This window comes from Sphingobacterium sp. E70 (assembly GCF_019285695.1).
GTDB classification, from domain to species: domain Bacteria; phylum Bacteroidota; class Bacteroidia; order Sphingobacteriales; family Sphingobacteriaceae; genus Sphingobacterium; species Sphingobacterium detergens.
Map to the genome: position 1 here is coordinate 3,120,336 of NZ_CP079104.1, position 22,164 is coordinate 3,142,499.

Sequence of the window (22,164 nt, forward strand, 5' to 3'; positions counted from 1 at the left end):
TTGAAGGTATGAAAATAATTTATGTTGTTTCTATATTTCATACCAGTAGAGAGCCGATAATATAAGGTTGGGATTAGTCACGAGCAAGCTTCCAGAGCTTGACTAAACGCAGTAAGAATTATGCTATTCACCAAAAGTAATGCTTTTTGGTGAGTTCATTCACTAAAAAGCATTACTTTTAGTGAATGGAGTGGTAGGATTTGGATTCCGATATTGATTAAATGTAGCCTGACGTACACAGGTATTTATTCTATTTTCTCGACCTGAATAGCACTTGCTATTTTCCCAAAGTAATCTTCCATCTCTTTGTTACATCTTTCGATAAACAGCTTTGTAAGTTGCTGTAATCTAATAATAGCGAATGGATCTCCTTTATAATTGGCATTATATCTAAATTCCTGTTGGGCTTTGATAATTTCTTTAAACAGTTTAACATGGTCGCTATTGTTCAGGCAAAAGGTCGCATGTGCTTCGGGAACAATTAATCGGCAGAGATTCATTAAAAAGTGGAGCCCAACAGTTTGAGGTTTGTATTGTAGAACAGTACTGATAACACCGAGACAGATTTGTTCTAAAACTTGTGATAAGGCATGATATCCACCTTCGATGCAAAAAAGCCAATTGTCTTCAAAAGCATTGTATATGCAGCGGGCATTATTATAGCGATTGCGCCATTGCTGACGTGCATAATCCAGGTCAAGTTGAGGTGCAACGATGCTGTCAGGGTTGGTATTTTCAATTACTGCATTTTGAAACCAGATATCACCGACTTTCATTAGCGATAGAAAGAAAGGATGGCCTTTGGAAAGTTTTTTGATAAAGTGCGTTGTCTCTTCAGTGACGAAGGTCAGCGACACATTTTTCGGCAGCAGATCCATGGTCTTTTGTTGTAGGTTAGCGAGGTCAGTATTTAGGCTATCATACGCGATAAAGAGGTAGTAAGCATACGTTATCTGGTTTTCTTTATTGTTTTGGAGCGGACTATTGTGCTTATGTTGATCGGAATGATAACCGAAGCAGGCGGCTAAGGAAGGGGTGCAGTGTAACTCCAGAACATTTAAGATTAGATCGCGGTAGTTGCTGTTACATTGATTTGTGTTGTAAATAACAGTGTTATTTTTGGATTTTTCAGTCTCCCGTGCTGCGGTTCTTTGGTGCTAAGTTTTCTCTGATTTCTTCGAATAAAAGGTTGGAATAATCGTAGATCCAGTTTAACGCATTTATTGCGATTTGGTAAGCTGTTTCTAATAGACTTTTGTCGATCGTATAATCTTGATTGTAACGATAACCAACATAGGCCTCATCAATCTTTTCAAGTGCTTTTTTTCCTCTTCGCTGTCTATCAATTTGGCCAATTTAGCGTCAAAAGTTTTGAGATGGGCTATGGTACCTCTAAGTGAATGTGATTTCCTTTCATCGTTTAAGAGAAGTTTTTCTGCGGTTCTTAGAGAGAGTTCGATGGCCTGATGGAGCATAAAGGCTGCGTGTGCATGGTTGTTACTATCCAGATAGAAAAAGTGTCCATCTATAAACGATCTGATTTTACTTTTCTCTTGGTCGATATATGATCTGGTTCTTTCGATAACCTCAGCTGGAGTATATTGGGGTAATACAAGTGGAATTTCCTGCGCTGGATTTTGGTAAATGCGATTTTCTGATTGATAAATAAGAGAGGTACGTCCCAATCCTTGGTCGAGTTTTTTTGTATCTCATGGGTGAAGTGTATTTTGACGTATAAGTCTGGGTGATTCTTGATAATCTTATTAATCGCGGCAAGGGGATCTATGCATCGAATTGCTGTATTTGATAAGCGGTTAATATGCAGTATTTGATATTTCTTACCATCATTGGTGTAAGTCCATTGGTAGATTTCATCGACGGCAATAGCGCGAAGAATAGCTTCGATGATTGGAGTAAGTTCGGTGTCCATAATTGATTGGTTTGGTGTTGTGGTTATTTATCTATTTTTCCTTCATTTAAATGTATGGTTCTCAAAGCAATTGGGAGATCGGAGAGTATCTCTTGAAGGGGTATGAGATCTTCTGAATAACTTAAAAAAGTGCAACTAAAACTTGGGTCTAAGTAGGAAAAGAGGAGTTCGTCTATAGCAGTATGCCAGTCTTTGTGACTTTGATAACTAAACATTTTCGTCAAAAAATCAGGAGGATATACCCCTTCGAGATAATTACAGGAGCAATCAATCTCGTCGCTATGGTTTGGAAGAATATCTTTTATATTCTTTCTTCTTAATCCGGATTTGTTAAATATCAGCCAAGCAAGATCGATAGCTTTACCGAGTTCTAGATAAGTATGCGTCGAGTTAAAATCCTTACAGCGGATCTCTTTGCATAAACACATGTTGATAAAATGCAAGAAATTTTACTACAGTTTCTTTTATCCTCTGAAAATTTTTTGAGCGTCGACAAGTGGTCATTGAACTGATGTTTATGAAGATATCTAAATTCTCTCCACGTTATTTTTCTACTTTTCTTTTTCATCTCTTTAGGTTATCTGTTTATCAACTATTTTTTGATTGAGGTATTATTCATAAGTATTTATTTTCACATGTATTCATGAGCTCGTTTCACTCGGTTTATGCTGTTTTCGGTGGCTCCAGCGGAAGTGAGAGGATCAGATTTTATCGTTTTAAGTCGCTGTTTTCGCTTGCAGAAACTTCTGATGTCTCCAAACTTTGGTTTTCATCTATTTCATTGCTATTTTCCTGTGCTTCTTTTTGAGCATATTTTTTATCAATACTTTGTTCAATGAACTGTCGTAATTTGGTCTTCTTTTCGGTAGACTGATGAGGCTCATCATTTATAGCTTTTACATAGGAAGGAACATTCAAGGAAATTCCTTCATCTTCATAAATATAGTGTAGAGCGAAAGCGAGGCGAATCAACAATTCGCGTATGGCAATAATTTGATCACCAAAGTATTCGTAGTTCCCGAATCGGGTACCGTTAGATAGTGCATGATATCATCCATGGTCTCATACCATTTTTGAAGAGATTGGTAGGAGAAAAACTTACTGATGGTATCCGCAGGAGCTATATGTCCGTTGGTGGTAAATTCCAGTTTAAACAGGTAGTTGTGGTAGTCTTCTTTTGTGGAAAAGAAATCTAATGGGGCTTCTTGTATTGGAAGTTGACATTGGTAAAAAAATACATAAGCTGCTTCAATCTGTTTGATCATCTGTTTGCAATGATATCCGTTTTCAGCAAAGTTGCGATCTGTCATTTCGGGGACAGTTGCTGCGTTGACAAAAAGCTGAATATGATTCATCCAGTAAATAATATTTGTTTCATAGCGATAGAAATCCCTGATATAGATCATTGGATTTTTGACTACATCCTTGCTTAAATAGCGAAAATGTTTCGCTTTTAGTTTCTTTTGCGTATTTTTCATGCTAGGAATGTTTTTGGTTAAATAGTGTGTTTATAATTATCTTCTGTAAAGCTAATTTAAGAACTATATTTCATCAAAACAAATTTAAAATATTAAAATTTTCGTAAATGAGTTCTATATTGAAGAGAATTAAGATTGTTTCAGAAAAAGGGGATAAGTGTGTCCGCTTTAGAAGCATCAATTGGGGCTAGTAAGGGTGTTTTTACACGTGCATTGGCGAATAATACTGATGTTCAAGCTAAGTGGTTGGTCAATCTTGCTGAAAAATATCCCAAATATTCCTCAGAATGGTTATTGAGAGGTGAGGGGATATGCTTAAGCCTGTTTTGGCCAAGGATAGTGAAGAAACGTATCTAACATCTGAGTTGGAGGGAATCACGAATGGGGAGATTAATACGTTAAAACAACTGATCGCTTCTCAAAATATGACTATTAAATCTCAAGAGAAGACAATTATGTCTTTAGAGAGATTATTGTCTTCATTTGAGCAAGAGATTGAATGGCTGCGGAATAAATAGATTCTAACCATAAATTTTTGTTTTCTTCTCCGAGACGGGAAGCTAATTGGTCATTATTTGCATGGGAATAAGTTGTTCAATCGTTGTGGAATCAACAGGAATTAGCGGGTCTCGCTTTTTTGCAAAGATAAACTCCTGCACAAACGGGAGATTTGGTTTGTGGTTTGGTTTAAAATAATAGCGTCTTAAAAGTAGAATAATTGTGAACGTAAAAGAACGCGTATTGCTGATCGCTGAAAAAAGGGCATCAGTAAAACTGAATTTTTAAAGATGTGGGGCTCTCCTATGCCAATTTTAAGGGCGGTCAGAAAAATACAGCGCTGAGTTCGGATGCAATGATTGCGATATTGACCCGCCATCCGGATATTAGCCCTGCTTGGTTATTGTTGGGCGAAGGCAAAATGATGCGTACTGCGGGAGCCGTTAGCCCCGAACCGCAGATGGCTGCGAGCAGTTCCGAAGGTTCGTCAGTTTCCAAACAATTGGTCGCCGCGCTTGAACAGACGATCAAAGCGCAGGAAAAAACAATTTCCGCTTTGGAGGGACAGGTGATACTGCTGAATCGGAAATAAAATCCAAAATAAGATCAACCCTTCGTTCGCTAAATAGCTGATTATAGCGATTTCCTTGGCCTCCTTTTTGCCTATTTTTGTTAAGTATCAGCGGGCTATTGTTATGTTAAAAATGTTGAGTTGCCCTTAGGGATAGTTTTCAACGGATTTAGCCGACTTTGATGGTTATCTGCATCGCTATTTAAAGAAATCAAGCTATATGTTTAGAAAAGTATTACTCCTGTGCTGTATCCTATACAGTTGTTTTGTGAACCGAAGCATGGCGCAGCCAGCGGGTGAACGGCCTGTGTATACATCCAAGTGGGGCTATCTCTATCGGGAGGCTGGAAATAACAATGATCCTTTGGGGTATTTGCCACTGAAGCGCCGATTTATCTGCTCGACTCGACCAATAGGCAGTATAAGGTGCAGGTCAGCAACGGCGATATCGGATTTATCGACCGGCAACCGCTGAAGAATTTCATGGACGGAAAAAAATCTGCCGGTGAGCCCGCTAAATATTTTTATCGGGGCGTCGAAGGGTATCAGTGCCCGCACTATTATGTGCAGGTGTCCGAACTGCGTGTCCGTAAAGCGCCTACAACGACAAGCACCGCTGTGCGCCGCGCACCACTCAATGAATTGCTATGCATTGATTATGTCCCTTTATATACCGACGGTTGGGTGTATATCGGTGATCATTTTCATGAACAGCCTGAATATGTGCAATTGAAGTTTTTGGGTTCCGAACTGACCTATGATAAAGTACTGAAAGATTATTTGGCGGTAAAAGGTAAGGATCAAGAAAAAGAACTGGTTCAGGTGGGGAGATTGCGGGAGTTAGCTTGGCGGGAGTCGAAAAATCTGAAGCCGGCCCTGTCATATTGGAAGGAATCTTATGCCGCCTATGGGGTGGGAAATCCGAAAGTCGATATTGATTTTGAATTGCTACTGGCCAGTAAACTGGATAAAAAGCCGGATTTTGAAGCGTATGAAAAGAAAATGACGGCGCTGAACTTACATTTTATCTGGAAAGGGGTGTCGCTCGTGGACGGAGATATCAAGGATGCTCAGATGAATCAATTAAAGATGCAACGTGTTGCCGAGATACCGGATATGCCCGAATGTGGCTGGGAACCGCGTTACTTTTATAAAACTCCGAATATGATCGTGGCATTCGAAGAAAATGACAAAAAGAAGGTCTTCGGAACGGTCTATAAGTTATACTTTTCGGATGGTGAGATCTTGGTGATGGGCAATGAACATATGGATGCCAATTACGCTGAAAGGGATTTTATCAATCATTTTGGCGATATGCTCTCCGCAAATATGATCGAGGAGCCGCATGTGTACCGTCTTCAAAATGGCGATGCAGGTCAACTGATCATTACCTTTAAAGATGGTAAATTGTTTAGCTACGACTGTATGTACTATTGTTAATCGCAGCATAGGGGACTAAAGAAATAAATGGATTACTAAAGGATTTCCTATTTTTAAGGATAGCATAAACGCGCAAGGACCTGTATTGAGCAGGTCCTTGCGCGTTTATTGTTGTTTCTGATCTATATAATTGACATTTCAAAAAGTCTGGCAATGTGTCCGCGAAGTTTTTCCTTCACTTCATCCATATCGACTTCTTGACCAAGTTCCCGTTTCAATGAGGTCACGTCTTTGTCGTCGATACCACATGGGATGATATTGCTGAAATAATCCAGGTCTGTATTGACGTTAAAGGCGAAGCCATGCATGGTGACCCAGCGTGAGGCGCGCACGCCCATCGCGCAGATCTTGCGGGCCGTGGGCTTGTCCGGTTCGATCCAGACTCCCGTAAATCCGGGGTATCTCCCCGCCGGAACACCATAATCGGCGCAGGTCAAGATGATCGCTTCTTCCAATGTCCTTAAATAAAGGTGGATATCGGTAAAAAAGTTGTCGAGATCCAGAATCGGATATCCCACAATCTGACCCGGTCCATGGTAGGTGATATCACCGCCACGGTTGATCTTATAGAACTTCGCTTCTTTTTCTTCCAGGCCTTTCTCATCCAGGAGCAGGTATTCTTCGTGTCCGCTTTTTCCTAAGGTATAGACATGGGGTGGGCTGTGAAAATCAGGTAGTTTGGCGTGTCTGTTGTTGTCGCATTGACCCGATTGTCGTGTTTGACGTCTAATACCTCCTTGAAGATGGACTCTTGTCTGTCCCAGGCTTCCTGATAGTCTACAAGTCCCCAATCTTGGAACTGCACCACTTTATTCATTGCTTATTTTTTTAAGAAGACGGATCGTCAGTAACGATCCGCCCTCATGTTTGTCAAATTAATACAACAGGTTGTTGTATGGATAACGTTCATTGTGCATCTTCACGATGATATCGTAAAGTGTCTGTTTGAACTCTTCGATATTTGTCTTGTTTGTCGCAGATAGGAAGATCGCCGGATCGGAGTTTTTCGCCATCCATGAATTGCGGAAATCGTCCAATGTAATCTCTACCTCTTCACCATCGTGTCCCTCTTCAACAGCCGGTTTGTACAAGTCAATTTTGTTGAAGACTGTAATAACGGGCTTATCTAAAGCTTTCAGATCTTTCAATGTCTCATTCACCGCCTGAATATGGTCTTCAAAGTTAGGGTGTGAGATATCCACCACGTGGATCAGCACATCTGCTTCTCTGACTTCATCCAATGTAGATTTGAAACATTCCACCAGGTGATGCGGTAATTTGCGGATAAAACCTACCGTATCGGACAACAGGAACGGAAGATTGTCGATAACGACCTTACGTACCGTAGTGTCCAGCGTTGCAAAAAGTTTGTTCTCGATCAATACGTCAGATTTGGAGATCATATTCATGATCGTTGATTTACCAACGTTCGTATAACCTACCAGAGCTACGCGGATCATCTCGCCACGGTTTTTGCGCTGGGTTTCATTCTGCTTGTCGATCGTTCTCAGTCTCTCCTTGAACAACGAAATTTTGTCCAAGATAATCCGTCTATCGGTTTCGATCTGCGATTCACCGGGACCACGCATACCGATACCCCCGCGTTGACGCTCCAAGTGGGTCCACAAGCGGGTCAATCGTGGTAATAGGTATTGCAATTGGGCCAGTTCCACCTGGGTTTTTGCCTGTGCAGTTTTCGCATGTCGGGCAAAGATATCCAGGATCAGATTGGAACGGTCTAAGACTTTGCGTTGGAGCTCTTTCTCGATGTTACGTAATTGGGATGGGGATAACTCATCGTCAAAGACAACAATGTCGATCTCTTCGGCTTCGACATAGGCTTTGATCTCCTCAAGTTTTCCGCTACCGACAAATGTCGCTCTATCCGGAAAAGCTAATTTCTGTGTAAACATGCCTTTGGTCTCTCCACCGGCTGTCTGTACGAGAAATTCAAGTTCTTCCAGATATTCCCTTGCTTTTGCCTCAGTCACGCCTTGGGTGATCACACTGACCAAGACGGCTGTTTCGGGTTTTATTGCTGTATCGTGTATTTTAATTCTGGCCATTTTGTACTATTAAGTATATTGTAGTGTATGGAGCGCGTTCAGCTATGTTCATAGCGATCGTCTGCCTCTTATCATACTTCCACTTTTAATTTTTGTTTTGAAAAAGGTGAATTTAAGAAAAACCAATAAGTTTTTTGTGATTTGCTTACCAGGGCAACTCAAAATAAGTAAGCGGTCAGTCGCCATCTTTTGCCTAGTAAAAGAAGGGGTATTTTCTATATCATGTTCATAATGATGCAAAAATAAATAATTTTGATTTTATATACAAATGAATTGAGTGCTGTTCGCCCATAAGTTATTTATGACGATCTGTTTACTTTATTTTTGATCATCTGGTCTCAGGGGAAGTGAAATAGCATTTAAAAGCTTGCATGCGATATGCGGTAGTACCGCTGACCCTTGTTGATCGTCCCCTTGAAGGATATCGGGATTCGGATTGCGAAAATAGTTAACTGAATGCCCAGCTTATGTAGCATTTTCATGAGCACTGGAGGTGCCATCATTTGGTTTGTGCCGAATATATGGCACTTCTTGTTTTGAATTTGAACGCGGCACTGCTGAGTGGCTGATGATCAGGATATTTTGTCCCAGGCAATGCCATCTGATTTTCGGGCCAAAAAGCTTCTGAGCAGGTAGTTTTTTCGCTCTGAAGCGTGGGGTCTTCTTTGAATATGGCGATCACAGTGTTTCTACATTCGGTCAATAAGGCCTGGTCTGTTGCCAGATTGGCCATCTTAAGGTCGAGGACACCGGATTGCTGTGTGCCGGAGATATCCCCAGGGCCGCGTAATTCCAGGTCAACTTCGGCAATTTCAAAGCCATCATTGGTGCGTACCATGGTATCCAGTCGGAGGCGTCCTTCTTTGCTGAGCTTATTGCCCGACATTAGGATACAAAAGGACTGCTCGGCTCCACGCCCCACACGTCCCCGTAATTGATGGAGCTGGGATAGACCAAATCGTTCGGAGTTTTCAATGACCATGACCGAGGCGTTAGGCACATTGACACCGACTTCAATTACGGTTGTTGCCACCATGATCTGTGTCTCGTGTTTTACAAAACGTTGCATCTCAAAATCCTTATCCTTCACGGGCATCTTGCCGTGAACAATACTGATTTTATATTGTGGGAGAGGAAATTCACGTTGCAAATTTTCTAGCCCCGCTTCTAGATAGATCAAATCCAGTTTTTCACTTTCTTTGATCAGGGGATAGACCAGATAGACCTGTCTGCCCTTGGCGATTTCTTCCCGCATAAAGCCAAACATCCGCAGACGGGAGCTTTCAAAGAAATGCACGGTTTTAATCGGTTTACGTCCGGCAGGGAGTTCGTCGATCACCGAAATATCGAGATCCCCATACATCGTCATCGCTAGCGTCCGTGGAATGGGCGTAGCTGTCATGACCAGCATATGCGGTGGGATAACATTCTTGCGCCAGAGCTTGGCGCGCTGCTCTACACCAAAACGGTGTTGTTCATCGATAACGACGAAGCCGAGATTCTTGAATTGCACCTTATCTTCAATCAGCGCATGGGTGCCAATCAAGATGTCGAGCGTGCCCTCTTCGAGGGCCTGATGGATCAGCCGCCGCTCTTTGGTGCCGGTTGATCCCGTGAGCAGCTTGATACTGACAAGATCATCACCGACGAGCTGTTTGAGTCCATGGTAATGCTGTGTGGCCAAGATCTCGGTCGGTGCCATCATACAGGCCTGAAAGCCGTTGTCAACGGCGAGCAGCATGCTCATCAGGGCAACCACCGTTTTGCCGGAGCCCACATCGCCCTGCACCAGACGGTTCATCTGCGCGCCGGTATTGGTATCGATACGGATTTCTTTAACAACGCGTTTCTGTGCACCTGTCAACGGGAATGGAAGACGCTCATTGAAAAAGTGTTGAACTTTTCGCCTACTTTATTGAAACGCTGACCCCTGAATTTCTGCGTGTTCAGTTGTTTGTTGTTCAGCAGTTTTAGCTGGATGAAAAATAGTTCTTCAAATTTGATCCGCTTGATGGCCTGGTTCAATTCCTTTTGGTTGCTCGGAAAGTGAATGGACGCGAGGGCTTGCTGGTGGGAAACCAGCTGGTGTTTTGCCATTATTTCCTGGGGTATCGTTTCTCCGATACTCCGAAATACGGTCTCCAATGCGGTCTGCTGCAAGCGTTGGATGCCTTTGGTATCCAAATTGAATTTTTGAGTTTCTCCGTGGAGGAATAGACGGGCTGTAAGCTCATGTTGCCCGCCTGTTTGACCTGCGGATTGTACAGGTCCATTTCAGGATGGGTGATGGATAGCTGCCCATTAAATTCACTGGGCTTGCCATAAATGATATAGGCCGAACCTACTTTCAGGGACTTTTGGAGCCAGGGAATAGACTGGAACCAGACGAGCTCCATGGAGCCGGTTTCGTCCTTGAATGAGCCCACGAGACGCTTGGTTCTTTTCTCACCCACGAGCTGTAGTGAAACCAGCCGTCCCAAAACCTGTGCGGCCATCATATCGGGGTGCAGCTTCCGTATCTTGTGGAATTCTGTGCGGTCGATATAACGGAAAGGGTATTGGGTCAAGAGGTCACCAATGGTAAATACCTGTAACTCTTTCTTGAGCACATCTGCCTTTTGGGGCCTACACCTTTGAGGTATTCTATCGGGGTAATTAAACTTAATTCAGCCATTCTTCTCGAGTGGCTAAAATACGAAAAATTTAATTTTTACGATTTATATACTTCCACAAATGGCTTTCCATCCTTGCATTGAACTGATTTTTTTCTATTTGGGCGACCGATCTGACATGCTGTTTTTTTAGGATCAATAAATTTAGGCTTGTAAAGTTTTCTGTTTTGAATCGGTTTATTCGTATTTAATCGTTGCCTTTCCTTCCTTGCAAATGACATCTAGCGGTTTTCGATAGGGAATGCAATTGATTCTTGGCGCCATCATGGGCTGGTATATTTCCATGAGCCTATTATAGTCATTGATCATGTTCTGTAAGATGGTCTTATCAACGGAGTGGTGGTAGGCGATATGACTGGTACCACATACGGTCTGGATATCTATGATTTTCCAGTCATCGGCATTGGAACATTCTTTTGGGCTGGCCAGCGCTATAATTTTGCTGTATTTTTCATTTGAAAGTGTTTCCAATTCCTTTTCGGTTTTTTTTCTTTATAGGGGTTTTCAAGATGGGATTCGGATTTACAAACAACAAATAGCATCGTACATGCGAGCAGGGAGGTAATGCCTAGGACGGACAGATTTTTCATAATAGCGTATTTGGTTTTCTGACTGAACGAAGAATTTTGTGCTGGTGCTACAGAGAGGATTAAAAATTTCTCATGACTGTGATTTTTTAGAAGCGGTGATTTGTGCCAGAGCGTAGGGCGAGCGACGAATTCGGAGATAAAGAGGATCAGAACGATAAAAAAGCGGCTTAACCATATGGTTAAGCCGCTTCGGTATTGCAGGGAATTCTTTTTAGAAATTTCCTTTCGCAACATCCACCAAAGGCGGGTACCGCCATTGTCAGGACCACCTAAAAGTGATATTGCGTTTTGTACTTCAGCTCTGTTGGTGTTGTATTCGTTCTGAGGGAACGGCAAACGACGGATCTGTATTTTAGTGTCGATCAGCCCACCGCTGTTATTGACAACCACAGGAAATAAACGTGGATATCCGGTACGACGGAATTCGCTCCATGCCTCTTGTCCTTCTGGGAAGATTGCCAACCATTTTTGGGTAATGATGCGTTCCAGTTTTTCCTCATTCGTGGCGCCATCGTTCCACTTGATGGTTAATGAACTTGGTGATTTTGCATTATTGTCCGCATTGAATGGGTCGTTATAGTCGGCAGCTGTACTTGTGTTATCATCCAAATAAGTTCTTAGAGCTGATGAAACACCCCACTGTGCGAATGAAGTCTCCACGCCCTTCTCATAAAGTGACTGTGCTGTTCCGCCTGTATTTCCCCAGCCTCTTAAAGCTGCTTCGGCACGTAAAAAGTAAACTTCTGCAGCCGTCATTAGAATCGGTGCTGTACTTGCGGTGAAGGTTGGTGTGGTACCTTCCGTATTCAGTGCTGAAAGTTTTTGATATTTGTCTTTTTCAATACCCTCTGCACCTGTACGAATACCAATGTATTGGCCTGCCACTGATGTCAGTGTAGGGTCGTTTGAAACGGGAGACATGTATTTTGAGGTCCGGGGATCTTTCAGTCCGACCATGTAGGACGAAAGCGTAGCATTGATACGCGTATCGGCCCAGTTTTTGGCGATAAACCAAAGTGGATTGCTATAGGTTCCGTCTGTTGGTACGGTAACCTTGAAATTATCGGAATTGCTTTCCAAAACACCACCATTTGCAGGATCCAAAGCTTTTTCTGCCTGTGTTTTTGCTAGCTGTGGGTCAACTTTAACCAGACGCATCGCAAGGCGTAAGCGCAGGAGTTGGCAATTTTCAACCAATTTTTAAATCTTACCTGATTATCGGTATTTGGAAAAACCAAATCAATCTGGTCGATTTTTGCCGCCATTGGACTATCTGCTTTATAGGCCTTCAATACTGTTACCGCTTCATCAAGTTCTTTAAAGAAGCTGTTGTACACATCGGACTGTTTGTCGTACGGAATAGTATTGGATGTACCTACCTGGCTGTAGGGAATGGGGCCATAGATATCCGTAACGCGGCTTGCCGCTTCTACTTTGATGACCAGGGCTGAACCCCATAATGCTGGATATGTTTCTGCAAGACCATTCTTTTTCAGTTTATCGATCGCCTTGATGACATTGAGGTATAATACTTGGAAGGGTTCGCCATTCCAGCCATTTACCATAGCATAATTGAGGTTGTTCTGTCCACTATTGAACGGTGTCGGCGACATAAAGAAGCCTGAATAAACATCTGCATTCAGATTCTGTTGTACCTGATATGAGTTTGGATCGCCAGCACCTGAAAAATTATAAATAGACATTTGAGCGTTCCGTAGGAAAATGACAAGATCTTGTCCGTCTCCTTTTAAGTCCTCATCTGTAACGCCAATATTGTTTTTGTTGTAGTCTTCAAAATTTTTGGTGCAGCTCGTCATAGCGCCTCCTAAAATTAATAGAGCAAGAGAGAACTTTGATATATTTTTTATTGTAAATTTCATTGTATTTCTATTAGAACGTTGCGTTTAATGTTAGACCATAGTTACGTGTTGCTGGCATCATAAAGATATCGACACCACTTAGTGCGTTGCCCGTAGACATGGTCACTTCAGGATCGAAAGGTGCCTTTTTCGAGATATAGAATAGGTTTCTTCCGACAGCATTGACACGAAGTTTTTTGAAGAAGCTATCTTTAATGTTAAAATCATAGCCAAAGGTTAGCTCACGCAATCTCACTACAGTTCCGTCATAGATATATTGGCTACTCACAGGCCCCATACCAGCAGTTGATGTGTACCATTGCTCTGCATCCACTTTTGTGACTGCTTTACCATCTGGTGTTACACCATTGACGATCACACCACCATTCGCCCGTGCATCACCAGTTACTTTCGATACACCATAACCGTCAAGTAAAGATTGTGTCACCGACATGACGTCATAGTTGAACTTGCCATCGATGAGGAAACTTAAATTGAAGTTCTTGTAGTTAAAGCTGTTGTTCCAGCCCATTTGCCAAATTGGATTGGAATTTCCAAGTTTGGTATAGACGTTGTTTTTTTGTGGAATTCCGTCCGCAGAAATAATAATGCGGCCTTGGTTATCGCGTACAAAATCCTGTCCGTAGATATCACCGAAAGATCCTCCAACTTCCAATTTGGAAGCAAAGTTATTTCTACCTTCTCCAGTCAGATTAAATTCAGGTACAGCATCTGCAAGTTCGATAATCTTGTTTTTGTTGTAGGTGAAGTTTACACTTGTGTTCCAAGTAAAATTATCATTCTTGATAGCATCCAATGAAACCAACGCTTCGATACCCTGGTTTTGGATATTTCCAGCATTGATCGCATATTGTTTGTTCAGTGAAGCGTGACTTGCTGCTACCTTAAAGAACTGATTTGTTGTGTTGGTTTTGTAGTAGGTCAGGTCCACATTCAGACGATTATTCCACATACGCCATTCTGTACCGATTTCCAATGACTTCGTCTTTTCCGGTTTTAAAGTTTTCAAAAGGCGATATCATTAACGGTTAATACCGCATAAGGATTCACTGTGTTTGTTAATAAACTTGTATAAGGCGGAAGGTCGTTACCTACGACTGCATAAGAACCGCGAATCTTGGCCATATTGACAAATTCAGGGAGGTTTAGCTTGTCATTCAAGACAATTCCTAAACCTGCTGAAGGATAGAAGAACGACTTTGTGCCAGTAAAAGCAAGTGTACTTGACCAGTCATTACGAGCCGTCAGATCCAAATAGATCCAATTATCATAGGCTAAATTGGCGGAGGCAAATACGGATTGTAATTGTCTGCGGTTGGCAGATAATGTGGAGGTGACAGGTGTGGTTGTATTTTGGATAAAGAATTGATTAGGAACCTTCAAGCCATCTTTTCCTGTCGTGAAATCCGTTCCTTCTGTTTTCCAATCGGTGATACTTGTACCGACCAATCCTGTGATCTGCAGTTTGTCGCTAACATTAAAGTTCATATTAGCAACGACATCACCATACTGTTGTGTAATGGTGGTATTTGTGTAGCTATATGCACCATTTTCGCGGGCAAGAATTTTCTGTGTACCGGCATATGCCTTTCTATCCCAAACTTCACTCGTCGGTCTACACTACCACGTGCCTGCACGCTGATCCATGGTGCGATTTTATATTTTGCACTTCCGTTCAACAATAAGCGATTTCTGGTCGATCTTGTCGAATTCCGGTTTGCAATCCACCAGGGATTTTGTTGTGTGGTTTCATCATCCGAAAGTGTAAACCAATTCTGCTCATTGAGACTACGACTTGGATTAAATTTTTCGTAAGTTTTATAATCCGCAATATTCAAACTTCGAGGTAAAAGATAAAGGCCGACTAAGGGACTGTAGTAAAAGCCCGAAGTAGGTGCATTATCCAATTTTTGTGTAATGTAGTTTGCACTTGCTTCAACCGTCAATTTATCATCAAAGAATGTTGCACTCTCTTTGAGATTGAAGTTGTGACGCATCAGGTCATTTTCTGGTAGTATTCCCTTTGCAAGGGTATTGGCATAAGAAAAGTAGGTTTGATTTTTCTCATTACCACCAGATAGCGTTAGTGAATTTGTGAAATTACTTCCTGTACGGAAGAATTCACCTACATTATCATAGTTAGCGCCATTCGTTTTATCACCCCAACTAAATACACTTGTATTACTGTTTTTGCCTTTAGAGCCTTGGCCATATTGGCTCTGAAACTTTGGTGTTGATACAGCTTGTTCGATTTGGGCGCTTGATGAAAAGTTAATTGTTGTGCGGCCTTGCTTTCCAGATTTGGTTGTAATCAAAATCACACCATTGGCGGCTTGGCTACCATATAATGCTGCCGCTGAAGCTCCTTTTAATACGGAGATATTTTCCACATCTTCAGGGTTAATCATAGCTATTGGGTCGCCACCATCGCGCTGACCACCGAAAACATTATCTGGTTGGCCGGCTAAAGTTTGGTTATTGATCGGTACACCATCGACAACATAAAGTACTTGGTTATTACCGGAGGCAGATTTGTTACCACGTAAAACGACTTTTGCGGAGCCGCCTGGCCCTGAGGAGCTGGAAGCGATATTAACCCCTGCTACTTTACCATTTAGGTTGTTGGCCAAGTTGGTACTTTTAACCTTGTTCAGTTCATCTCCACTAACCTGTTGTGTAGAGTAGGTCAGTGATTTCTGTGCGCGGCTGATACCCAGCGCCGTGACGACAACGCTTTCAAGCTGTTGCGTCTGCTCATCTAGGCTTATTGTAACCGTTGTTTCTCCCGGTCCAAGTGTAACTGTCTTATTTTCGTAGCCAATCGTGCTGATGTTCAGGACACGATTTTTATCGTCTACATTGATCTGAAATGTTCCCTTACTGTCTGTGGAACTTGCTGTGGACGTTCCCAATACCTTAATGGTAGCGCCCACGAGTGGAGTTTTTGATTTTGCGTCAACAACCGTTCCTTTCACTTGGCTGCTTTGCGCATGTAGTAAAGATGCTGAAAAAGCATTGTCGGAACAATACTCAACATCCTCAGTGTAGTGTATAATTTGTTATTCATGTAGTATATGTGTTATATTCAGTTTTTTATATACATATTTTCACAACAGAAGTTATTTTCCACGGTAATGGGCTAATTCCATTTAGCATGTCGGTTAGGGAAAACGATATTGAATAGAGCTGGAGAGCGAAATAAATGATTATTGTATGTTATTCAATACCCCAATTGATAGGAGTGAGGGAAAGTGTGATTTCCTTTAATTAATACTAATTTACTACTGTTGATTAAAAATCAAAAATTTTAAGAAACAAAATTGATACAAAACTAGGGGTTTTTATGTTAATTAGTTGATTTTTAGTTATGTATCGTTTTGTAATTTTTGTGCTCTGCCAAAAATGTATCTTTGGGGATATATTAAACACCAAAAGGCCTCAAAATTTTATAGTTGAAGCCTTTCAGTAATAGTTGAAGCATGATTTTGGGAAGCAAAATGCATCATCTGATTTATCATCGCTGTGCTATAGCAAGCTCGCACGACGATAGACCAGATGACGTGTCAAATTTTTTCGTGAGTAAGTGTCTAATTCCAAGTGTAGTTGACCTTTGGTTTTCCGTTTTCACAGGTCAGCGATTTAAACTTTGGTGTAGGGCCTTGTGTACAAACTGGACGCTCTAAGGAGGATAGCCTTAGGTAAAGCGCATTGTAAAGGCTTACTATTCTCTTTATTTCGCTGTAGTCATTAGCTCGAGAAAAGGGTAAATAGGTATTATAACATCCTAGAATGGGGTAACATCCCATTTGTCAATACCGGTACAGTTAAGCTGATTTTGATAATCATCCATCTTTTTCTTAAGATCGGGGAGGAGTTCCCGGCATTTTTCGGCAGAGAGATCTTGTGCAAAAATTAATTTGGCTTTTTGATTCTCAACAACCAATTCCAATGGTGAATATTCATACCAATAGTAATCGTCACAAGGTTCATAAATAATGCCTTCTTTGATCCCAGCATCGAATCCCTTTTTACAAGATCCCGATAGTCCTGCCACAGTCTGTCGAAATCCTTTTCAAGTGACTTGTGCATGGCAAAATAGCTCTCGCCGCACCAGTAATTTTGTGCTTTTTTACATACCATTCTTCCTTATCTGTGGCTTTTTTGAGGTGATTAACTGTTCAATTTCCTTCCGTTTTTTAATGGCCAATTCTTCCCAATATCCCGATGAAAGATTCTCTTTTTTACAGGAAATTAAAGCGATAAACAAAAATAATGCAACGTACAATAACTTGTGATGTTTCATGGTCAGTATTTAATTTATTGGTTATTTACGCAATAAATACGTAAATACTATCCGCTTTGCTACATCCTAGCCTAATTTTTCCTGACCTGTTGGAAATTACTGCTGTTGAAAAGAACAATTGCCATCAATATAATGCCATAAGCGACATACTTGACAAAAGGGACCGGTTCCTGAAAATACGTCGCGGCCAGCGTGAAAGCAATGATTGGATTGATGTATAATAGGACACCTGTTGTTGTTGAGGAAATACCGATCAATGCATACATGCTCAGGAAAAGCGGGATAATGGTGAAGACAACAGCGATCAGTAAAATAGTACCCCAAAAAATAGGGTCTGTGGGGATGTCGTGGTGATTATAGATCAGCTTCGGGACAACAAATAGCGCACATATACTCAATTGGAGGACCAATTGGTTAAGTTTGTTGAAACCTGTCGATATACGCTGCACAATAAGGTAGAAGGCATAGCAGGTCGCGATGGTTGCGGCCCATAAAACATCATTCAATGAGCCCTTGGCCAGTAGACAAACACTGCCAAAGGCAATGAGCAAGGCCAGCTTTTGCAAGGGGCGCAGTTCTTCTTTTAAGATAAAATAGGCTGCTGCAGCGGTGATCAAGGGGCAGGTGAGATAGGCCAATGCCGCGGATTGGATGCTGATGTGATTGACGGCATAGATATAGGTAAACCAATTCCCGAAGATCAATAGGGACGCGAGAATAGTGAGACCGGTCTGTTGAATTTTGCGGTTCCGTGGGAGGTTTTGAACTTTTGAATATCTGCACGCAGCGTCTTTCTTTGAAATAATAGGAGATAGAGCCACAGCACTCCAAGGGCTGTTACGATCCTAAAATATAGAATATCTTCGGCAGGATATTCTCGTATCCACCGAACAGGAATGGACATGAAGCCCCAAATAAAGGGCGCCAAAAAGCCGCGAAAAGATATTTTCCGCGGCTTACAGTTTCGTTATTATTTTCCACGGACTAATCTTTCCAGGCAATGACCGAAATTTCGACATTGACATTCTTTGGCAATGTCTTCACCGCTACACACTCACGTGCCGGTTGTGCATCCTTGAAATATTCCGCATAAACATCATTTACGAGAGCAAAATTACCCATATCACTTAAAAAAATTGAGGCCTTGACAACATCCTGAAATGTATATCCAGCATTTGTTAAGATGGCTTCCACATTTTTCAAAACCTGATGTGCTTCATCTTTTACACCTGAAGATATCAGTTCCATGGTCTCTGGAACAAGTGGTATCTGTCCGGATACATAGAGGGTATTTCCGCTTTGATTGCTTGGTTATAGGGGCCGATCGCTGCTGGAGCTTTGTCTGTATTTAAGATCTCTTTTTTGACATGGTCGCTTGTTTAGGATGAAAAAAATATTTTATAGATCAACCCCAATAAAAAGACAATAATAGCCGTTGCATTAATGATATGCATGGCTTTGATACTGCCACTGGTGGGTCGGTCAGCGTTGCGCTTTCTGAAAAAGTACATGGAACTAAGTTACGACAGTAAATTAAAAAGTTAAAATTAAAAAGTAAAAACTTTGGGATAGCGTGAAGACAAATCCTAACTTTAGTAATAGAAGCATGCTGTGTAAAATTTGCTGTTGAGCCTACGAGGAAAGGAAATACTGAAAAGGCCTACACATGTTACAATGCGGATTGTTACAGCGAATTTCATGTCGGAAGCTTTTCGAGAGGATTGTAAGTCAATATATTCAGCATGAAAAGTATCCCATTTGAAGCGTTGAAAAGGAAAAATGTAAAAATTATTTTGATGAAGAAAACAGCATTAATAGGTGGTAAGATCTATACCGGGAATGAAATTATAGAGAAGAAGGCTTTGCTTTTGGATGGTGGGGTAATAGTCGGGACCGTCGATGATAAGGATATCCCAGTGGGATATCAGTCTCTTGACGTCAAAGGTGCCAATATCTGTGCCGGATTGGTTGATCTGCAGCTATATGGCGATGGTTCGGATCTTTATTCTGCTGAACTTAGCCTCGCGTCATTGGAACGGATCTCCAATGGATTGATTGATAAGGGGACGACTTCCTATATGATGACTTTGGCGACGAATACTATTCCAGTATTTAAAGAAGCCATTCGCGTTGCTGAAGATTATCATCATGATGCATTTTTGGGACTGCATCTGGAAGGTCCATTTTTGAATGCAAAAAAACGTGGTGCTCATCCTGAAGAACTGATTATAACACCGACGAAAGAACGGATCGAAGATCTGCTCGAGGGAAGTCAGGTTGTCAAGATGATGACGATTGCTCCCGAATGTATTTCGGATGAGGTGCTGAGGTATTTACAAACGTATCAGTTGTTGCTGAGTGCAGGGCATAGTAATGCTACTTTTGCCGAAGGGACTCATGGCTATGATGCGGGAATTCCGACAAGTACACATCTGTTTAACGCCATGTCCCCATTGCATCATCGCGAGGTGGGTTTGGTCGGAGCTGTTTTTAACCATCACAGAGCCTGTTCGAGTATTATTGTCGATGGACATCACGTCAGCTTTGAAGCTGTGAAAATTGCTAAAAAGCAAATGGGCGACCGTCTATTTATGATCACTGACGCTGTCGCGGCATGCAATAAAGGGATCTATCAGCATGTGTTGAATGATGGTTATTACGCCTTGCCGGATGGCACGATTTCGGGGCAGCAATTTCCCTATTTGAAGGAATCAGAAACTGTGTACAGCAGGTCGGGATTCCGTTGGACGAAGCGATCCGGATGTCGACAACCTATCCGGCGAATCTACTAGGAAGAAGCGATATCGGAAACCTGAATACAGGAAGTATGGCCAATGTCATCGTGTTTACGGATGACTTCAAGTTGGAGCATGTTATCTTCAAAGGGGAACTGCGCTATTGATGAGCCTGTTGGGGTAGATTACGTTGTAATCTGCAATTGACTTATATGCTGTGATTTTCATCTGATAGAAATATATTTTAAGAAGGATGAAAGAAAGCTAAATTTCTTTTCTATTGAAATTTAGCTTAGTTTTGGGGTTATTTTGAAAAAAACACTATACTTTATCGCTTAATGAAACGTTCCTTATTATTTTTAGCTACGGCAGTCTTTCTTTTGTCTTCTTGTTCATCCAAGAAAAATAAGAAGGAAGAACCTGTTAATACAAAGACCAATGTTGAAATTGTAAAAAGATCCACCTTCGATTCCAAAAAGAGAGCGGATGAAAAATACAATCGAAACTAAAGAGACTAAAGAACAGCCTGCTGTTGAAAAGAAGAAGGATATCGTTGTTGAACTTCCAGCTGTGCCACGCGAGTTTCGTGCTGCCTGGGTTGCTTCCGTTGCGAATATCAACTGGCCGAGCAAAAATTACCTTAGTACTGCTGAGCAGCAGCAGGAAGCGATCGGTATTTTGGATTTTTAAAGAACAATAATTTTAATGCGGTTGTCTTCCAGGTACGTCCTTCAGCGGATGCTTTTTATAAAAGTGATCTTGAACCTTGGTCTTATTTTTTGACAGGAACTGAAGGTCAGGCGCCATCACCCTATTATGATCCACTTGAATTTTGGGTTGAACAGGCACACAAACGGGGATCGAACTTCATGTTTGGTTAAACCCTTATCGTGCGCACCATACCGCCGGTGGTGCGGTGACTTCGGCATCAATGGCACGCAAGATGCCGGAATCTGTTGTGAAATTAAAACAGGGCTACTATTGGTTTGACCCATCAAAACAGTCGACACAGGATCATGCTGCCCGTGTGGTCATGGATATTGTTAAGCGCTATGATATTGATGGGGTGCATTTTGATGACTATTTCTATCCTTATGCTGAATACAATGGTGGCCAGGACTTTCCGGATTCGGATAGCTATAATGAGTTTAAACGTAATGGTGGCAGCCTGTCGCGTGGTGATTTTAGAAGAAACAGCGTGAATACCTTTATCGAACGTATCTACAAGGATATCAAAAAGAAAAGAACTTTGTGAAATTTGGGATCAGTCCTTTTGGGATCTGGAAACCGGGTTATCCTGCGGGAATACAAGGATCAAGTCAATACGATATGTTATATGCTGATGCTAAACTTTGGTTGAACAAAGGCTGGATCGATTATTTTGCACCACAGCTTTATTGGCCTATCCAACCGGCAAAGCAAAGTTATACGGCTTTGTTGAAATGGTGGGAAAGTGAAAATACAATGGGTCGTCACCTTTGGCCGGGGATCAATACCGTTGGGAGACGTGGCCCGGAATATGTACAGGAGATTGTCAATCAGGTTGCTGCGGCAAGGGATCTTTACCGAATAATCGTGAAGGTGTTATTCACTGGAGTTTGGCTGGTCTAACAAAAATCCGGCAATGACGCAGGCGCTTGTGGATGGACCTTATCAAACTAAAGCCTTGGTACCAACAACACCATGGCTCAATGCGAACCCGTTGTTGAAACCGAGCTTATTGCTGACGCCACAGGGGAATAATATTTTCTTGAAATGGCAGCATCAACAAGTGGACCAGGTGGCAAAATGGGTGTTATACCTGAACTATGGTGGTCAATGGACGTATGAGATCTTGGAACCAGGCGTAACAACGAAAGATGTACCGACGACATTGAATAATAAAAAACTGCAATATGTTGCGGTTAAAGCGATCGATCGTTTGAGCAATGAAAGTCCTTATATTGCTGAAAAGGTAAAATAGCGACATTTTTATATGATTTAAACGAGGGCTATCTGAAT

24 protein-coding genes and 4 pseudogenes are annotated in these 22,164 nt (G+C 41.7%); 11 read left to right on the forward strand and 17 right to left on the reverse strand.

Annotated elements, in window-relative coordinates; genetic code table 11:
- Positions 1–245 precede the first annotated feature (245 nt).
- The 4 genes from KUH03_RS22155 to KUH03_RS22170 form a co-directional block, all read right to left on the reverse strand.
- The gene (locus tag KUH03_RS22155) at positions 246–878 is read right to left on the reverse strand and encodes a hypothetical protein (RefSeq protein WP_257096623.1); all 633 of its coding nucleotides are present in this window, start codon (positions 876–878) and stop codon (positions 246–248) included.
- 366 nt (positions 879–1,244) lie between these two features.
- Positions 1,245–1,685 (reverse strand): hypothetical protein, encoded by a 441-nt coding sequence (locus KUH03_RS22160; protein ID WP_257096625.1) that lies wholly within the window; start codon positions 1,683–1,685, stop codon positions 1,245–1,247.
- A 953-nt stretch (positions 1,686–2,638) separates the two neighbouring features.
- Positions 2,639–2,848 (reverse strand): hypothetical protein, encoded by a 210-nt coding sequence (locus KUH03_RS22165; RefSeq protein WP_257096627.1) that lies wholly within the window; start codon positions 2,846–2,848, stop codon positions 2,639–2,641.
- Positions 2,849–2,898: 50 nt separating this feature from the next.
- Entirely contained in the window at positions 2,899–3,408 is a 510-nt protein-coding gene (locus tag KUH03_RS22170; RefSeq protein WP_257096628.1) for a hypothetical protein, read from the reverse strand.
- Positions 3,409–3,567: 159 nt separating this feature from the next.
- Between KUH03_RS22170 and KUH03_RS22175 the strand changes: the two genes are divergently transcribed.
- The 4 genes from KUH03_RS22175 to KUH03_RS22190 all read left to right on the forward strand — a co-directional run bounded on the left by KUH03_RS22175 (position 3,568) and on the right by KUH03_RS22190 (position 5,917).
- A complete protein-coding gene (locus KUH03_RS22175) occupies positions 3,568–3,765 on the forward strand; it encodes a hypothetical protein (protein ID WP_257096630.1) in 198 nt (65 codons plus the stop codon).
- Positions 3,720–3,926 carry a hypothetical protein gene (locus KUH03_RS22180; RefSeq protein WP_257096632.1) on the forward strand — a complete coding sequence of 69 codons (207 nt, stop codon included), beginning with the start codon at positions 3,720–3,722 and terminating at the stop codon, positions 3,924–3,926. Before KUH03_RS22175 ends, KUH03_RS22180 begins: the two co-directional genes overlap by 46 nt.
- 272 nt (positions 3,927–4,198) lie before the next feature.
- Complete coding sequence (locus tag KUH03_RS22185) at positions 4,199–4,498, forward strand: hypothetical protein (RefSeq protein WP_257096634.1); 300 nt, start codon at positions 4,199–4,201, stop codon at positions 4,496–4,498.
- Between the two features lie 405 nt (positions 4,499–4,903).
- Positions 4,904–5,917, forward strand: a complete 1,014-nt coding sequence (locus tag KUH03_RS22190) for a hypothetical protein (RefSeq protein ID WP_257096637.1) — start codon at positions 4,904–4,906, stop codon at positions 5,915–5,917.
- Between the two features lie 122 nt (positions 5,918–6,039).
- Here KUH03_RS22190 and lipB read toward each other — a convergent pair.
- The 13 genes and pseudogenes from lipB to KUH03_RS46400 all read right to left on the reverse strand — a co-directional run bounded on the left by lipB (position 6,040) and on the right by KUH03_RS46400 (position 18,939).
- A pseudogene (lipB, locus tag KUH03_RS22195) lies at positions 6,040–6,734 on the reverse strand (lipoyl(octanoyl) transferase LipB).
- A gap of 58 nt (positions 6,735–6,792) precedes the next feature.
- On the reverse strand, positions 6,793–7,983 hold the full coding sequence (gene hflX, locus KUH03_RS22200; protein WP_257096638.1) for a GTPase HflX: 1,191 nt from the start codon (positions 7,981–7,983) through the stop codon (positions 6,793–6,795).
- A gap of 572 nt (positions 7,984–8,555) precedes the next feature.
- Positions 8,556–10,657: pseudogene (gene recG / locus KUH03_RS22205) on the reverse strand (ATP-dependent DNA helicase RecG).
- 175 nt (positions 10,658–10,832) lie between these two features.
- The gene (locus KUH03_RS22210) at positions 10,833–11,126 is read right to left on the reverse strand and encodes a hypothetical protein (protein ID WP_257096640.1); all 294 of its coding nucleotides are present in this window, start codon (positions 11,124–11,126) and stop codon (positions 10,833–10,835) included.
- Positions 11,087–13,125 (reverse strand): annotated as a pseudogene (locus KUH03_RS48965) (RagB/SusD family nutrient uptake outer membrane protein). Before KUH03_RS48965 ends, KUH03_RS22210 begins: the two are co-directional and overlap by 40 nt.
- 10 nt (positions 13,126–13,135) lie before the next feature.
- The gene (locus KUH03_RS22225) at positions 13,136–14,134 is read right to left on the reverse strand and encodes an outer membrane beta-barrel protein (protein ID WP_257096645.1); all 999 of its coding nucleotides are present in this window, start codon (positions 14,132–14,134) and stop codon (positions 13,136–13,138) included.
- Positions 14,131–14,613: a TonB-dependent receptor gene (locus tag KUH03_RS22230; RefSeq protein WP_257096647.1), complete on the reverse strand. Its 483-nt coding sequence runs from the start codon at positions 14,611–14,613 to the stop codon at positions 14,131–14,133. Before KUH03_RS22230 ends, KUH03_RS22225 begins: the two co-directional genes overlap by 4 nt.
- The gene (locus tag KUH03_RS22235) at positions 14,610–16,100 is read right to left on the reverse strand and encodes a SusC/RagA family TonB-linked outer membrane protein (RefSeq protein ID WP_257096649.1); all 1,491 of its coding nucleotides are present in this window, start codon (positions 16,098–16,100) and stop codon (positions 14,610–14,612) included. The genes KUH03_RS22230 and KUH03_RS22235 overlap by 4 nt, the downstream gene beginning before the upstream one ends.
- Before the next feature lie 809 nt (positions 16,101–16,909).
- The gene (locus tag KUH03_RS22240; RefSeq protein ID WP_257096651.1) at positions 16,910–17,179 is read right to left on the reverse strand and encodes a hypothetical protein; all 270 of its coding nucleotides are present in this window, start codon (positions 17,177–17,179) and stop codon (positions 16,910–16,912) included.
- A gap of 75 nt (positions 17,180–17,254) precedes the next feature.
- Complete coding sequence (locus KUH03_RS22245; protein WP_257096652.1) at positions 17,255–17,428, reverse strand: hypothetical protein; 174 nt, start codon at positions 17,426–17,428, stop codon at positions 17,255–17,257.
- Between the two features lie 71 nt (positions 17,429–17,499).
- On the reverse strand, positions 17,500–18,249 hold the full coding sequence (locus KUH03_RS22250; RefSeq protein WP_257096653.1) for an EamA family transporter: 750 nt from the start codon (positions 18,247–18,249) through the stop codon (positions 17,500–17,502).
- 163 nt (positions 18,250–18,412) lie between these two features.
- Positions 18,413–18,676, reverse strand: a complete 264-nt coding sequence (locus KUH03_RS22255) for a Rid family detoxifying hydrolase (RefSeq protein WP_306429690.1) — start codon at positions 18,674–18,676, stop codon at positions 18,413–18,415.
- 131 nt (positions 18,677–18,807) lie between these two features.
- Positions 18,808–18,939 carry a DUF6728 family protein gene (locus KUH03_RS46400; RefSeq protein WP_306429691.1) on the reverse strand — a complete coding sequence of 44 codons (132 nt, stop codon included), beginning with the start codon at positions 18,937–18,939 and terminating at the stop codon, positions 18,808–18,810.
- Positions 18,940–19,170: 231 nt separating this feature from the next.
- Between KUH03_RS46400 and nagA the strand changes: the two genes are divergently transcribed.
- The 7 genes and pseudogenes from nagA (at position 19,171) to KUH03_RS22295 (ending at position 22,126) form a co-directional block, all read left to right on the forward strand.
- Complete coding sequence (gene nagA / locus KUH03_RS22260; protein ID WP_257096655.1) at positions 19,171–20,220, forward strand: N-acetylglucosamine-6-phosphate deacetylase; 1,050 nt, start codon at positions 19,171–19,173, stop codon at positions 20,218–20,220.
- Positions 20,172–20,330 carry an amidohydrolase family protein gene (locus KUH03_RS22265; protein ID WP_257096657.1) on the forward strand — a complete coding sequence of 53 codons (159 nt, stop codon included), beginning with the start codon at positions 20,172–20,174 and terminating at the stop codon, positions 20,328–20,330. Before nagA ends, KUH03_RS22265 begins: the two co-directional genes overlap by 49 nt.
- A gap of 319 nt (positions 20,331–20,649) precedes the next feature.
- Positions 20,650–20,853, forward strand: a complete 204-nt coding sequence (locus tag KUH03_RS22275) for a family 10 glycosylhydrolase (protein ID WP_257096661.1) — start codon at positions 20,650–20,652, stop codon at positions 20,851–20,853.
- Positions 20,854–20,906: 53 nt separating this feature from the next.
- Positions 20,907–21,044, forward strand: a pseudogene (locus KUH03_RS22280) (hypothetical protein); the annotation flags it as partial.
- A gap of 35 nt (positions 21,045–21,079) precedes the next feature.
- Positions 21,080–21,418 carry a family 10 glycosylhydrolase gene (locus tag KUH03_RS22285; RefSeq protein WP_257096663.1) on the forward strand — a complete coding sequence of 113 codons (339 nt, stop codon included), beginning with the start codon at positions 21,080–21,082 and terminating at the stop codon, positions 21,416–21,418.
- Complete coding sequence (locus tag KUH03_RS22290; protein WP_257096665.1) at positions 21,415–21,774, forward strand: family 10 glycosylhydrolase; 360 nt, start codon at positions 21,415–21,417, stop codon at positions 21,772–21,774. Before KUH03_RS22285 ends, KUH03_RS22290 begins: the two co-directional genes overlap by 4 nt.
- Positions 21,775–21,787: 13 nt before the next feature.
- Positions 21,788–22,126 (forward strand): hypothetical protein, encoded by a 339-nt coding sequence (locus KUH03_RS22295; RefSeq protein WP_257096667.1) that lies wholly within the window; start codon positions 21,788–21,790, stop codon positions 22,124–22,126.
- Positions 22,127–22,164: the final 38 nt, after the last annotated feature.